13 protein-coding genes are annotated in these 15,052 nt (G+C 49.6%); 9 read left to right on the top strand and 4 right to left on the bottom strand.

Annotated elements, in window-relative coordinates; translation table 11 throughout:
• Positions 1-103 precede the first annotated feature (103 nt).
• From ACNA6I_RS10835 to ACNA6I_RS10805, 7 genes are all read left to right on the top strand, one after another.
• Positions 104-1,114 carry a TAXI family TRAP transporter solute-binding subunit gene (locus ACNA6I_RS10835; protein ID WP_048012516.1) on the top strand — a complete coding sequence of 337 codons (1,011 nt, stop codon included), beginning with the start codon at positions 104-106 and terminating at the stop codon, positions 1,112-1,114.
• A gap of 18 nt (positions 1,115-1,132) precedes the next feature.
• Positions 1,133-3,085: a TRAP transporter permease gene (locus tag ACNA6I_RS10830; RefSeq protein WP_416313759.1), complete on the top strand. Its 1,953-nt coding sequence runs from the start codon at positions 1,133-1,135 to the stop codon at positions 3,083-3,085.
• Positions 3,086-3,261: 176 nt separating this feature from the next.
• A complete protein-coding gene (locus ACNA6I_RS10825; protein ID WP_048016092.1) occupies positions 3,262-3,990 on the top strand; it encodes a FadR/GntR family transcriptional regulator in 729 nt (242 codons plus the stop codon).
• Between the two features lie 33 nt (positions 3,991-4,023).
• Positions 4,024-5,427 (top strand): FAD-binding oxidoreductase, encoded by a 1,404-nt coding sequence (locus tag ACNA6I_RS10820; RefSeq protein ID WP_048016113.1) that lies wholly within the window; start codon positions 4,024-4,026, stop codon positions 5,425-5,427.
• Entirely contained in the window at positions 5,420-6,712 is a 1,293-nt protein-coding gene (locus ACNA6I_RS10815) for a (Fe-S)-binding protein (RefSeq protein ID WP_416313286.1), read from the top strand. The genes ACNA6I_RS10820 and ACNA6I_RS10815 overlap by 8 nt, the downstream gene beginning before the upstream one ends.
• 16 nt (positions 6,713-6,728) lie before the next feature.
• Complete coding sequence (lhgO, locus tag ACNA6I_RS10810) at positions 6,729-7,943, top strand: L-2-hydroxyglutarate oxidase (RefSeq protein WP_252266318.1); 1,215 nt, start codon at positions 6,729-6,731, stop codon at positions 7,941-7,943.
• A gap of 233 nt (positions 7,944-8,176) precedes the next feature.
• On the top strand, positions 8,177-10,306 hold the full coding sequence (locus ACNA6I_RS10805) for an AAA family ATPase (RefSeq protein ID WP_416313285.1): 2,130 nt from the start codon (positions 8,177-8,179) through the stop codon (positions 10,304-10,306).
• A gap of 49 nt (positions 10,307-10,355) precedes the next feature.
• On the opposite strand, the gene ACNA6I_RS10800 is transcribed toward ACNA6I_RS10805, so the two are convergent.
• On the bottom strand, positions 10,356-11,111 hold the full coding sequence (locus ACNA6I_RS10800; RefSeq protein WP_048004982.1) for a Cof-type HAD-IIB family hydrolase: 756 nt from the start codon (positions 11,109-11,111) through the stop codon (positions 10,356-10,358).
• 403 nt (positions 11,112-11,514) lie between these two features.
• Here ACNA6I_RS10800 and ACNA6I_RS10795 point away from each other — a divergent pair, with 403 nt between their 5' ends.
• The gene (locus tag ACNA6I_RS10795; protein WP_416313284.1) at positions 11,515-13,275 is read left to right on the top strand and encodes an ABC transporter ATP-binding protein; all 1,761 of its coding nucleotides are present in this window, start codon (positions 11,515-11,517) and stop codon (positions 13,273-13,275) included.
• On the top strand, positions 13,272-13,589 hold the full coding sequence (locus ACNA6I_RS10790; protein WP_048007758.1) for an MGMT family protein: 318 nt from the start codon (positions 13,272-13,274) through the stop codon (positions 13,587-13,589). Before ACNA6I_RS10795 ends, ACNA6I_RS10790 begins: the two co-directional genes overlap by 4 nt.
• A gap of 52 nt (positions 13,590-13,641) precedes the next feature.
• Here ACNA6I_RS10790 and ACNA6I_RS10785 read toward each other — a convergent pair whose 3' ends face one another.
• From ACNA6I_RS10785 to ACNA6I_RS10775, 3 genes are all read right to left on the bottom strand, one after another.
• Positions 13,642-13,815: a YfhD family protein gene (locus ACNA6I_RS10785; protein ID WP_082139432.1), complete on the bottom strand. Its 174-nt coding sequence runs from the start codon at positions 13,813-13,815 to the stop codon at positions 13,642-13,644.
• A gap of 96 nt (positions 13,816-13,911) precedes the next feature.
• Positions 13,912-14,034 (bottom strand): YfhE family protein, encoded by a 123-nt coding sequence (locus ACNA6I_RS10780; RefSeq protein ID WP_079515356.1) that lies wholly within the window; start codon positions 14,032-14,034, stop codon positions 13,912-13,914.
• Positions 14,035-14,100: 66 nt separating this feature from the next.
• Positions 14,101-15,006, bottom strand: coding sequence for a TIGR01777 family oxidoreductase (locus ACNA6I_RS10775; RefSeq protein ID WP_148795800.1), 906 nt, complete (start codon positions 15,004-15,006; stop codon positions 14,101-14,103).
• Positions 15,007-15,052 lie beyond the last annotated feature (46 nt).

Raw genomic sequence — 15,052 nt, 5'->3', positions numbered from 1 at the left:
TTGGACACAATGTCAGAATTTTCTTTCGCTTAACCTTGTCTTATTGTATACTTGTATTACAAGTTTTGAAGCGCTTACATAAAGGAAGGTGGGAACGTTATTTATGAAGAAATGGAAGATCATCCTCAGTATCGTGTTTATCTTCATTGCCGCCGTTGTGGGGGTCAGAACCGCTGAAGGCAATAAGGGGAAAAAGTTCGTCTCTGTTGCAACTGCCTCTACAGGTGGAACCTATTACCCGATAGGGGTCGGAATGGCGAATATTTGGAGCAGCCATTTAAAGGGGGAAAAAGTTCAAGCAAGCGGGCAATCTTCTGCGGGATCCATTGAGAATATTGAATTGCTCCGGGAAGGGGAAGCGCAGCTCGCCATTTTGCAAGGGTTGATTTCCACCCAGGCTTATGAGGGGGAGAGTACGTTCTCGGGCAAGCCCTATAAAGATCTGCGATCAGTCGCCATGTTGTGGCCGAATGTCGAGCATTTTGTGCTCATGAATAACAAAGTGAAGTCGGGAACGATCGAGGATATCGATGGTACAAGGTTTTCTGTGGGACCGCAGGCAAGCGGTACAGAACAATCAACGCTGGTAATGATGGAAGGACTTGAGCTCTCCAAAAAGGATATCTCCCCTGAGTATCTCGGCTACAGCGATACGGTATCCGCCATGAGGGATGGACGTCTGGACGGAGGGTCACTGCCTGCCGGCATACCGATTTCCGCTGTTACGGATATGTACGCAAGCAATGTCAAAGCGACTGTACTCGAAGTGACGGATGAAGAATTGGATGCCATCAATGAAATTTCGAACAGCTGGTATCGTTACACGATCCCTGGCGGAACGTATCCTAGAATCGATGAAGACATCCAAACCATCGCACAGCCAAATCTTCTCTCTACTACAAAAGAAATCGACGAAGACACCATCTATCTGTTGACGAAGACCCTTTATGAAAATCTGGATGAAATGTATGAGGTTCATAGTTCAGCGAAGGACATGACGTTAGAAACAGCTCTCGACGGAGTCACGGTCCCTCTTCATGCAGGGGCGTATAAATATTTCAAAGAAGCTGGATTGGATATTCCGGAAGAATTGATTCCGCCGGAAGCACAATAAAGGAAGGAAGTGAAGACGATGTCAACGAATACGGAAGCAGCGAATCTTGATAAGGAAGCAGGGGGCGGGGCAAGGGAACTGACTGGCATATATAAGACCATCGCCGGATCGGTTGCCGTGTTGTTCTCGGTCTTTGCCATCTATACAAATGGTTTATCCAACATACAGGAAATCTATCGGAATCTGATTTTTCTCGGTCTACTTTTACTTCTAACGTTCTTTTTCTACCCCTCAGGAAAGAAGTCAAGCAATACCCGGTTCACTCTTCTGGACTATGTTTTTATCGGCCTTTCTTTGGCGGGGATCGTGTATCTTCTTTTCAATTATTCCGTTATCCACGTGGATCGTGCTTCACAGGCGATTACCATCGATTATGTCTTTGCAGGAATCACGATCATCGTCCTGTTGGAGGCAGCGCGCAGGGCAGTCGGTGCATTCATTCCGATTCTCTGCCTCATCACCATCGTATATGCCCTGTTTGGCACCTACTTTCCGTGGATCTTCGGTCACGCAGGATTCTCGTTGGAACGCCTTTTGTACCGGCTCTATATGACAACGGAAGGGATCCTTGGACTGACGCTCTCGACTGCTTCCACCTTTATCGTCATGTTCATCCTCTTCGGTGCATTCCTTTCTGTCAGCGGGGCCACACAGCTGTTCAATGATCTCGCACTGGCCATTGCCGGAAGAAGACGGGGAGGACCCGCACAGGTAGCGGTGTTATCGAGTGCATTGACGGGGTCATTGAGTGGTTCGGCGGTTGCCAATGTGGCCACAACGGGCACATTCACCATTCCCTTGATGAAATCCATCGGATTGAAACCGAAATTCGCAGGAGCTGTGGAAGCAGCGGCCTCCACTGGAGGAATGATCATGCCTCCTATCATGGGGGCCGCAGCGTTCATCATGGCCGGGTTCCTCGGGATCTCCTACACGACGGTCATTCTGGCTGCCATCATTCCGAGCTTCCTGTACTATATCGCCTTGATCTTCGCCATTGATTTTGAAGCGAAGAAGCTAGGGCTGAAAGGTATTGCAAAAGAAAATATACCGGATGTCGTGAAAATCCTGAAGGAGAGAGGAGTTCTTCTCATTCCGATCCTTGTGGTCATCGGGACACTCTTGGCAGGAAAGACGGCATTATTCGCCGGTTTCTCCGGAATCGGAGCTGTTATTCTTGCAAGTTGGATCGCGAAGGACAAAACCTCCAGGATCACATTCAGGAAAACGATCCAGGCCTTCATTGACGGAGGGAGGGGGACCATACAGGTGGGAATCGCCTGTGCAGCCATTGGGATCATCATCTGTGTGGTTACGATGACGGGCATCGGTTCTACGCTCGCCTTTAATATTGTCGAGTTGACCGGTGGGAAGCTTTGGCTCGTCCTGATTGTCGTCATGCTTACCTGCATCGTGTTGAGCATGGGGCTTCCATCGACAGCCCTCTATATAGTAGTAGCTGTTACCGCTGCGCCAGCCCTTGTAGCGGCAGGCGTGACTCCGATTGCAGCCCATTTCTTCGTGTTTTGGTTCGGTGCCCTGTCCAATATCACGCCGCCTGTAGCCCTCGCTTCTTACACGGCCGCAGGACTTGCCAGAGCCAACGCCATGCAGACATCCTGGGAGGCGCTGAGAATCTCCCTTCCAGGGTTCATCATTCCGTTCATGATTGCCTATAATCCGATTCTTCTTTTACAGCCGGCTCAAGATGGAGAAGCGCTGAGTGTCTTTTCCATTGCCATCGTTGTCATCACAAGTACCATCGGGGTGTACGCCCTTGCGAGTTCATTGGGGAACTTCCTGATCACCAGGCTTGCCCTTCTTGAACGGGGCCTGCTCTTCATCGGGGCTTTGCTTTTGATCAAGCCCGGACTTCTGACAGACGCTGCCGGGCTGGTGATATGCGCTTTGACAATCCTGTACCACGTGCTTACCCATAAAAAGCGCAGTTCCTACGAAGTAGCTGCATGATGTTCATGAACGAGAAGTAGTAGTTTAAAGAAAAGGATCCGGACCTTATTCATTATTGATGAAGCAGGGTGTCCGGATCTTTTTCTATGAGAGTGAAATTTTTCTGAATACTCTATCTATCCAAAGGTGATTGTTGTATACTTGTAATACAAGTTATTCACTAAAGGAGCTTTCATATGATATCACCGATTGAAAGAAAAAAAGTATCTGAACAAGTCCTTGATGAATTGAAAAGGATGATCAAAGATAAAGAATTCCCGCCAAACTCAAAGCTGCCATCTGAAAATGAACTGGCAGGCATGTTCGGGGTCAGTCGTTCTCCGATCCGGGAGGCGCTGAGAGTACTGCAGGCAGGGGGGATGGTAGAGTCGAGGCAAGGTGGAGGAAGCTACGTGAGAGAGGTCAACCTTGCGAATATGCTGGATCCGGTCACCTTCGATTTCATCCATATCGATCAGGTCTATGACCTTCTGGAGATGCGTACCGTCGTAGAGACAGAGGCCGCCTCTTTTGCAGCCATGAGAAGGACTGAAGATGAACTGGAGGCCATCCGGAAGGCGCTTGATCTGTTCGCCGAAAAGATGGAAGACGAAACGTCTGTCGGATCCGAAGCAGACTTTGCTTTCCACCATGAAATCGTGAAAGCTTCAGGGAATCGCTTCCTCCTGCAATCAGTGGAGGGGCTTAGGGGACTCTACGAGAGGGCTCTTACATTTTCATTGAAGCAGAATGTCGGCCTCGCCAGGAAGAGGCAGCAGATTTATGAAGAGCACGTGAAGATTTATGAAGCCATTGAACGTCAGGATGAGAAGGCAGCAGCTTACTATATGAAGAGGCATCTGATCAACGCCAGAATCAAACTCGGAGATAAGCGGATCAATCCCATGAAAGAGAGCATGGATTGATTCGGAAAGGAGGCTCGGAAAATGGAACTGACAATGGAATGCCGTCATGAACTGAAAGCAACCATGAAGGATCCCAAAAGATGCCTCGAGGATGCGGCCGATCTTTATAGCTATGCCTATGATGCATCATTCGGGATCTTCCAGCCGGATCTCGTTCTTCAGCCTATGTCGACGGAAGAAACGGCTGCGATCGTGAAAATCGCCAACATTCACCGTGTGCCGCTGTACCCGAGAGGAAGGGGAACATCTTTGAGTGGTGGGCCCCTTGCCGTCCATGGGGGTGTCGTACTCGATTTTTCCCTTTGGGATCAAAAGCTTGAGATCCACCCTGATGATATGATCGCCATCGTCTCCCCAGGAGTGTTGACCGGGTCCATTGACACCGCAGCCGGTAAGCACGGGCTGATGTATCCGCCTGATCCGAGCTCGGCTCATGTTTCCACTATTGGAGGAAATCTTGCTGAGAACTCCGGTGGACCGAGGGGGTTGAAGTATGGGGTGACGAAGGACTATGTCATCGGTCTTGAGGTGGTCACTCCAGAGGGGGAAGTGATCAGGACCGGTGGGAAGACGGTGAAAAATGTAACCGGTTACGATTTAACCAAGCTCATTGTCGGGTCGGAAGGGACCCTTGGAATTGTGACCGAGGCCATCTTGAAGCTCATTCCGAAACCCGTGGCGACGAAGACGGCCCTTGTTCCTTTCAAGGATCTGGTCGATTCGGGCAAGGCAATCTCAAAAATCCTCACATCCGGGATCCTTCCTTCAAAAATGGAGATCATGGACCAGGCATCCCTCCTTGCGGTAGAGGAATATGAGCCCCTGGGACTTCCAATCCATGCTGAAGCCGTCCTCCTTCTGGAACTCGATGGCCATCCAGAAGCCATTGCTCAAGAGATGGAGGTCGTGGAAAAGGTATGTCTCGACGCGGGAGCTGAAGAGGTGAAAGTCGCCCGGGATGCCATAGAAGAAAGGGAACTGTGGAAGGCGAGGAAACTTGTATCCCCTGCAATTGTCAAAATCAAGCCAACAAAGATCTCAGAAGATGCGACGGTTCCCCGCAGCAAAATCCCGGAGATGTTCAGACGTTTAAAGATCATCAGGGATACCTATGGGGTTCATCTGGTGGTCTTCGGACATGCGGGTGATGGAAACCTTCACCCGAATATCATCGCAGATCAAAGGGATGCCGAGGAAATGCGCCGCGTGGAAGAAGCGGTCGGTGAGATTTTCAAAGCGGCGGTGGAACTAGGGGGAACATTGTCAGGTGAACATGGGATCGGTGTCATGAAATCCCCCTTCATGGAAATGGAAGTCGGCAAGGAAGGCCTTGATATGATGCACCGGATTAAACGCGCATGGGATCCGAATAACGTCCTCAATCCAGGGAAGATCTTCCCGGAGCCAGGTCAAAGGCTGGTGCTGTCCAATGAGTAGCACAATGGATTACACCACATCCCTTGCCTACGATGAAACCTTTGCCTGCGTCCAGTGCGGGTACTGCCTTCCTTCCTGTCCTACATATATCACAATGAAGAAAGAAACCCATTCCCCGCGGGGTAGGATCAATTTGGTGAAGATGGCTGCTGAAGGGAAGATCTCGATTGACGATCTGGCTGGCCCCATGGAGCTCTGCCTGGGATGCAGGGCGTGCGAACCGGCATGTCCCACCAATGTCCAGTACGGAAAGATCCTGGAATCTGCCCTCAGCACGGTTTCTGCTTATCGAAAAGAATATGAAACGGTGAAGCAAAAGACGATAAAAAAGGTGTTATTCCACCATGTTTTTCCGAAGCGAAATGTTCTGGGCTTCATCGGGTCGGGTCTGCACTGGTATCAGTCATGGCATCTCGATGACCTGGTCAAAAAGCTGAATCTGACAAGGGTCCTCCCTGAATCAATGAGGGAAATGGAGGCTATCATGCCTGAGGTCCTCTCCGGTAAACGAAAAGAAGAAACCACGGCGGTCAAAGAAGGGGAGACCCGCTTCAAAGTCGCCTTTTTCACAGGATGTGTCATGGACACCTTCTTCAGGAAAGTCAATGATCTCAGTATGAAGCTTCTTACGGCATCGGGCTGTGAGGTTCACTTCATTGAAGAGCAAACATGCTGCGGCGCGCTTCATCAGCATAGTGGTGAAAGGGACAAAGCGAAGGAACTCGCAATGGCCAATATTGAGGCATTCGAACAACTGGATGTTGATTTCGTCGTCAACAGCATAGGAGGCTGCGGGGCAGCCATGGTCGAATATCATCATCTTTTCGAGCCGGAGGACGCATGGTATGACCGGGCAAAGCAATTCGCTTCGAAATCGAAGGATATCAGTGCGATCCTTCACCAAGTGGACCTTCCTTTCAAGGAAGGGGCTCCTTTGAACGTTGCGTACCAGCCTTCCTGCCACTTAACGAATGTCCAGCGTGTCGTAGACGAACCACAGGAGCTCATCTCGAAGATCCCGGGGGTTAAGTTCCTCCCGTATCCCGATATGAAGATGTGCTGCGGATCAGCCGGCATCTATAATCTGGTGCATTATGAAGAATCCATGGAAATCCTGGATATGAAAATGAAAAATATCTCATCGGTCCACCCGGATGTGATCCTCACCTCTAATCCAGGCTGCCATCTCCAGATGCTCCTTGGGGTCAAAAGGGAAGGTCTTGAAGGCAAGGTCAGGGTGATGCATCTCGTCGAATTGCTAGCAGAATCCTGCAATATCCAATAAGAAGGGCAGTGGTCATATGTATGATTTCATCATTGTAGGCGCAGGAATCGTCGGTCTTTCCGTCGGGCTTGCCATACATGAAAAGAATCCGGGAAGCAAGATCGTCCTGATTGATAAAGAAAAAGAGGTGGCTTCTCACCAGACCGGGCACAATAGCGGGGTGATCCACTCGGGGATTTATTACAAGCCGGGCAGTTATAAAGCCCGCTTTGCCAGACAGGGAAGCCGCACCATGACCGAATTTTGCAGGCAACATCAGATTGAGCACGATATTTGTGGAAAGGTCATCGTGGCCGCAAATGAGAAGGAGATTCCTCTCTTGGAAGATCTTTATCAACGGGGCCTCCAGAATGAATTGAGTATTACGAAGCTCTCAAAAGAAGAACTTCTCGAAAAGGAACCCCATGTCAACGGCGTAGGAGCCATTCACGTTCCCATGGCAGGCATCGTGAATTACAGGCAGGTTTCAGAGAAAATGGCCGAAATCCTTTCAAATAATAATGGAGAGATCAAACTTTCGAAAGAAGTCAGAGCGATCCAGGAAGGAAAGGATGAAGTAGTGGTTGAAACCGAACGGGAAACGATCAGAGGCAGGTACCTCATCAACTGCGCGGGTCTTCAGAGCGACAGGATTGCCAACATGACGGGCTATCACGTCGATATGAAGATCGTTCCCTTCCGTGGTGAGTACTACAAGCTGAAAGAGGACAAAAAGGACCTCGTGAACAACTTGATCTACCCTGTACCGAATCCGGACTTCCCGTTCCTCGGTGTCCACTTCACCCGAATGATCGGAGGGGCAGTCGACGTCGGACCCAATGCGGTCCTTAGCCTGAAGCGGGAAGGATACCGGAAGACAGACTTTCATCTGAAGGATTTTGCAGAAGTGATGACCTACCCTGGATTCTGGAAGATTGCATCAAAATATATGAAGGAAGGGATGGGGGAGATGATGCGCTCTTTCAGCAAGAAAAAGTTTGTTGAAAATGTACAGGTGCTCATGCCCGCAATCCAAGAAGCCGACCTGGTGCCGGCAGATGCGGGAGTTCGCGCTCAAGCCTTGACAAGTGATGGTGAGCTCGTGGACGACTTCTTCATCGTGAATGGCAAAAGGAGCATCCATATCTGTAACGCTCCCTCTCCAGCCGCAACTGCTTCCCTCGAGATCGGAAAGGAAGTCGTGCGAAAGATTCCATCCGATCATTTCGAACGAACGAAACAATTCACATAATCACGAACCGTCATAGGGCGGTTTTTTTTTTTGAGCAAAATCCTTGAGAGAAGATCCCCTAGATCTTATACTGTTGCTCACACTCCAAAGCAGTCGGAGTGACATTAAAAAAAATGAGCAAAAACCTTGAAAGTCAAAAAAGGTCAGAGTATACTATTGTCATAAGGTCAAAGTTAGTCAAAGTCAAATTCGACCTTACCCATTGATGAATCTTGAACAGGAGGTCATACACAATGAAATGTGAAGTTTGTCAACAACATCAAGCAACCATTGAATTGTTTACTCAAGTGAACGGAACGAAATCCAAAGTGCATATGTGTTCAACATGCTTTCAACAGCAGACCGCACCTTCTGGAATGCACAGTGGATTCCCGTTCGATGAATTATTTAAAGGAATGAATATCGGAGGCAGCCAGCAGTCAGGATTCAAAGCCGGGCAAGGAAGCCAACCGCAGACTCAACAAAGGGGCGGGGGAATGCTCGACCAGTTCGGACGCAATGTGACGGACGGAGCAAGAGCAGGACTGATCGACCCTGTCATCGGACGCGACAAAGAAGTCGACCGGGTGATTGAAATCCTGAATCGCCGCAACAAAAACAATCCGGTCCTCATCGGGGAACCGGGTGTCGGTAAGACGGCTATCGCGGAAGGCCTTGCTTTGAAAATCGTAGCTGGAGACGTACCTTCGAAATTATTGAATAAAGAAGTATATGTAATGGATGTTGCTTCCCTTACAGCGGGAACAGGTGTAAGAGGTTCGTTTGAAGAGCGTCTGAAAGGCATCATCAATGAGCTTCAAAGCCGGAAAAACGTCATGCTCTTCATCGATGAGATCCACCAGCTGGTCGGTGCTGGATCTGCAGAAGGAAGCATGGATGCAGGAAACATCCTGAAACCTGCACTCGCCCGCGGTGAGCTTCAGGTCATAGGGGCGACAACCCTTAAAGAATACCGCCAGATCGAAAAAGACGCGGCTCTCGAACGTCGCTTCCAACCCGTGATGGTCCATGAGCCTTCACTTGAGGAATCAATCGAAATCCTGAAAGGCCTCAAGGATAAATACGAAGCCTACCATAAAGTCACATTCACGGATGAAGCCATTGAAGCTTGTGTGAAGCTTTCACACCGCTACATCCAAGATCGTTTCCTTCCTGATAAGGCGATCGACCTCATGGACGAAGCCGGTTCAAAAGTGAACTTGCTTTCTGAAGGGAAAGATACAGCCGAACTTCATCAAAAACTAAATGACATCAAGATGAAAAAAGAGCAGGCTACAAAAGCAGAGAACTATGAAGAAGCAGCCCGCCTGAGAGACCAGGAAGCGGCTCTTGAAAAAACCTTGAACGAGGGACATCAAACCCATGATGCCACTGTCGAAACCGAACTTATTCAATCGCTCGTGGAATCCAAGACAGGGATTCCTGTCGGCAAGCTCCAAAGTGACGACCGCGAGCGCATGAAATCCCTTGAAGAAAATCTTGCCGGTAAAGTCATCGGCCAAGAGGAAGCCGTGAAGAAAGTGGCTAAAGCAATCCGCCGCAGCCGTGCAGGACTGAAGGCAAAACATCGTCCTATTGGTACATTCCTCTTCGTCGGCCCTACCGGTGTCGGGAAAACCGAGCTCACGAAGACGCTTGCAGAGGAACTCTTCGGGTCCAAAGATGCGATGCTCCGACTCGATATGAGTGAGTATATGGAGAAGCACTCTGTTTCGAAGCTTATCGGATCACCACCTGGATATGTCGGTCATGAGGAATCAGGCCAGCTAACGGAAAAGGTAAGACGGAACCCGTATTCCATCATCCTTCTTGATGAAATCGAAAAAGCGCATCCAGATGTACAGCATATGTTCCTGCAGATCCTGGAAGATGGCCGTTTGACTGATAGCCAGGGCAGGACAGTCAGCTTCAAGGATGCTGTCATCATCATGACAAGTAACGCCGGAGTGACGGATGTGAAGGAAAAAGTCGTCGGTTTCGATACAGGCGGAACGGATGCCATCAAAGAAACCAACATTCTGACCTCTCTCGGAGCGTACTTCAAACCGGAATTCTTGAATCGCTTCGACAGCATCATCCAGTTCCAATCACTCGAAAAAGAAGAACTTCTTACGATTCTCGACCTTATGCTCGATGATCTAAGGAAAGATCTATCCGAACAGGGCATCACGATTACGGTCGATGCGGCCGCAAAAGAAAAACTGGTGGACCTTGGTCACCATCCTGCATTCGGTGCACGTCCTCTCCGTCGTGTCATTCAAGAACAGTTGGAAGATCGCATCGCGGATCTCCTTCTTGATGAAGACGGTGTGAAGGAAGTAAACGTGTCTGTGAAAGATGACACCATTATCGTCGGCTCATAATGAAGAAAAGGCGTATCGGTTTTGACCGATACGCCTTTCTTGTATGGAATTATTGCTCATCCAATAGTTTATGGATGGCCTGCGCCACTCCGTGATCCGTGTTGCGGCCGGTTACCCAGTCTGCCGCCTCCTTGACGACTTCCTGCGCATTGCCCATGGCGACACCGATTCCGGCTTCACGTATCATGGCTATGTCATTCAGGCTGTCTCCGCATGCCATGACCTGGTCCATGGAAAGCCCGAGCCATTCACATACCTTGACGAGTGCTGCGGCCTTGTTCACGCCGGCAGGATTGATTTCAATATTGGTCGGGCTTGAGTTCGAAACTTCAAGTGCTTCATTATTCATGAGCTCGTCCAATACGACCTTCCTTACTTCATCATCCTTGATATCAAAACCGAATTTGAGCCAGTTATAATCCTCGATCTTTCCATCAAAAGGGTTATGGCTGTTAAAAAGGCCTTGAGAAGTGGAAGACCAGAAGTAGACACTATCTTTATCGTGGGTTTCCTTCAGTTTCCAAAGTTCCTTCACAAGCTCGGTATCCAAAGGAGTACCGTGGACAAGATTGTACTCCTTGTCGTAGATCTCCCCGCCGTTTACGGTCACAAGGTAAGAAGATCTGCCAAGCTGGTCCGAAATATCGCGGCATGTGCGCAAGGAACGTCCCGTACTCAATACAACATGGATGCCTTTTTCTTTGGCGAGCTCAATAGCCTTCTCATTCTCTGGAGAGACCATTCCCTCGTCATTTACAAGCGTCCCGTCCATATCGAGGGCAATCAATTTAATATCTGTTGGCATTGACAATCACGTCCTTCTTAGAATTCTTCTCTAGTGTAATACAAAAACCACCATCCTTCTAGGAAAGAAGCTTTAGTCAGAGAGTAAAACAGTATAAAATAAAGAAAAGCGGAGGCGGGTTGGGATGACCCGACAAGCATAAGGCGAGGAACCCGGAAAGGCGTTCTGTGCCTTTTTGGGTTCCTTGACTTATGACCTCGAGGGTCAACCCGCCGGAGCTGGACAATAAAGAAAAGCGGAGGTGGGTTGGGATGACCCGACAAGCATAAGGCGAGGAACCCGGAAAGGCGTTCTGTGCCTTTTTGGGTTCCTTGACTTATGACCTCTCGAGCCCCAAGCGCTCCGAACTGACTCCCGCTCCATAGGTACCCAATACATGACAAATCCCTGAAAGGAAGACCCAATGAATCCGTCAAATGAAAAAAATTCCTGGAAGCACCTATTCACCTTGATTCGTGAAACAAAACCGCCTAAATTATTATTTGGCATTTCCCTGGGACTTAGTCTCCTTACGACACTGGCAGGACTTGCGATTCCGCTGCTTACAAGCAGGCTCATTGATGACTTCAGTTTAGACTCGCTAAGCAGGGGTGTGATCATTGCGATGATTGTCGCCTTTTTCATCCAGGCACTCGCTGGTGGTGTCTCGGTCTATCTGCTTGCCAAAGTAGGTCAGCACGTCATTGCCTCCCTGCGTGAAAAGCTATGGGGGAAACTTCTGACGCTGCCGGTCCCTTATTACGATACACACGAAACGGGGGACTCTGTCAGCAGGATGACCAACGATACAGGAGTCATCAAAAACCTGATCACAGAGCATCTCACCGGATTCATTACAGGCATCATTTCGGTTGTCGGGGCGATCATCGTCCTCTTTTACCTTGATTGGCCATTGACCCTTGTGATGTTTTCCATCATCCCGCTTGCTCTCTTGTTCCTGATTCCTGTCGGCAAGAAGATGGCGGAAATCTCAAGGGGGATCCAAGGTGAAACGGCCAGCTTCTCAGCCAACCTTACACGTGTCCTCTCGGAAATACGACTGGTGAAATCTTCGAATGCAGAAGCCATTGAATATGATAAAGGGAAGACCGGAATCAAGAAGCTTTACCGGTTGGGGATAAAGGAAGGAATCATCCAGTCCCTCATGTCGCCTGTGGTCTCGTCCATGATCATTATCGTGCTTGTCCTGATCATCGGATTCGGCGGTATTCGCGTAACGTCCGGCGCCATGACGGCAGGAGAACTGGTGGCATTTTTTATTTACCTGTTCCAGATCATCATGCCAATCACACAGATCATCGTCTTTTTCACCCAGTTCCAAAAAACAGTGGGGGCGACGGAAAAAGTCCTTTCGATCCTCCAACTTGGAGAGGAGCGCCTCGATGAAGGTGAAGAGGTGAAGGATCTGGATGAGGCTCTCATCCTCGAAGATGTATCATTTGGCTACGAGCCCGACGAAATGGTCCTTAAGGAAGTAAATATCATAGCTGAAAAAGGAAAGGTAACAGCCATCGTCGGACCGAGCGGAAGCGGAAAGACCACATTGTTCTCATTGATCGAACAATTCTACCGACCTCAGCATGGTTCCATCCGTTTTGGGAATACCCCTATCAGCACCTTCTCCTTGAAATCATGGAGGAGCCTGCTTGGTTACGTTTCCCAGGATAGTCCGATCTATTCCGGATCCATCAGGGATAATATCGCTTACGGGCTTGAAGGGGAAATACCTGAAGAAAGAATGATCGAAGCCGCAAGGATGGCATTTGCCCATGACTTCATCAAGGACCTTCCGGAGGGGTACGATACGGAAGTAGGGGAGCGGGGTATCAAGCTTTCAGGTGGTCAGCGCCAACGTATTGCCATTGCGAGGGCGCTTCTCAGGGACCCTGATATCCTCATGCTCGATGAGGCGACATCGAGTCTCGATAGTCAGTCTGAGATTGTTGTACAGGAAGCGCTCAAGAATCTGATGCAGGGGAGGACGACGATTGTGATCGCTCATCGCCTGTCAACCATTGTCGATTCCGACCAGATCATCTTCCTTGAGAAAGGGAAGGTGACAGGAAAGGGCAATCACGAAGAATTATTTGCTTCACACGCTCTGTACCGTGATTTTGCCAGGCAGCAGCTGAGGATCGGGGACCGTGAGGGGCTGGAGCATTGAAGCCATTTACGGAACGTGCAGTCAGCATCATCAAGTCGATTCCACACGGAAGGGTCATGACCTATGGACAGGTAGCTGCGCACGCAGGGAGTCCCCGGGGAGCAAGACAGGTGGTCAGGATCCTGCATTCCATGAGTGCAAAGCACGGCTTACCCTGGCATCGGGTCTTGAATGCGAAGGGGGAGATCAGTCTGGGAGGAAAAGAAGGTCAGCATCAAAAGGATGCTCTTTATCAGGAAGGGATCCTCTTTCAGAACGGGATCGTGAACCTCGATTACTACCGCTTTGAACCAGTGCCTTTTGAAGAGGAATAATGGAAAGCCCCCGCTCACAAACGTGAGCGGGGGCTTCTGTCGTATGATGGTGCTATTTCTTCGCCTGGGCACGCTGATTGGCAGCGTTGGCGCGGGCTTGGGCTTCTAGATCGGCCTGGTCGGCAAGTTCACGTGAGAACTCTTCGTCGACGCCCATTTTGTTCTGGGCCGGAGTCTGAGGCAATGAATTGGCATTCTTATCACGATTCTTATGCGATCTTCCCATTCGAAACATCCCCTTATCATACATAGTCGGTACAAGCGCTGGCGCCTGTACGTATAGTGTGGGTCATTGTCACCCATTTTAATAAGGGAAAATTTCCTAGCGATTCCGTTTCGGCGCATAGCCCGCAGCCCGGTCAGCTGCCTTGAACTGATGGGAATAGGTGACCTGTTGAGCAGAGGTCAGTGTGGCCTTGTTTTGATCGCCCTTTTTCTTGTCCATATCTGTACACCCCTTCCAAACAATCTACTACCATCTTTTCCTTGAAGAGGTTGGGGTATACGTAAGTTACCTATAAATGGCCTGAAGTGCATCCTTCAAGTGGGGGTATTCAAATTCATATCCGTGATTCAGAAGGACTTCTGGAATGACTTTCTGTCCGTCGAGTACGAGGGTACTCATATCCCCCATGGCCGCTTTAAGAGCCAGGGAAGGAACCGGCAGCCAATGGGGCCTTCCGAGGACCTCGGCAAGTACCTTTCCAAACTCATTCATCTGAAGCGGGTGGGGTGCCGTCAGATTGACAGGGCCCTCAATGTCTTCGTGTTGCAGAGTATAGGAAATTCCCTTGGCAATATCCTGTATATGGATCCACGACATCCACTGTTCCCCGCTTCCGACTGGACCTCCGGCGAAGAGTTTGTAAGGAATGGCCATCTTAGGCAGAGCCCCGCCGTCTTTACCCAATACGATCCCGAATCGCATGAACGCGACACGGATACCCATCTCCCGGGCCTTTCCTGCTTCGCGTTCCCATATCTGCACCGTCTGCCCCAGGAATTCCTCGCTGTGCTCGGTAGAGGCTTCTGTATAGGTCTTGGATACGGATGAAGGGTAGATCCCGATGGCGCTTGCATTAATGAAGGACGTCGGCTTGTTTTCCAGATTCCTTATGATGCGCAGTGCTTCCTGGGTCGAATCGATCCTGCTTGCAAGGATCCTGCGCTTTCGTTCTTCCGTCCACCTGCCGCTGTTGATGGATTCACCTGCCAGGTTGATGAAAGCATCGATCCCATCAAGATGGGTTTCAGGTGTGGCTCCTTCGGTCATCCAGCCGATAAAGGTCATGTTTTCGTGTGCGGATTGTTTGTCAGGATTACGGGTCAAGATGAATAGCTCGTGTCCATCTTTGAGAAGTTCATCCGATAACACGTTCCCCACAAATCCTGTCCCGCCGGTAATCGCAATTTTCATGATCATCCCTCCAGTTAATACTTATTATTTTACCTCTTTACGGAAT

The organism is Rossellomorea sp. FS2, from assembly GCF_047915635.1.
Lineage (GTDB): Bacteria > Bacillota > Bacilli > Bacillales > Bacillaceae_B > Rossellomorea > Rossellomorea marisflavi_A.
The sequence above is the reverse complement of the archived record's forward strand: the minus strand, read 5'-3'. Positions and strand labels throughout refer to the sequence as shown.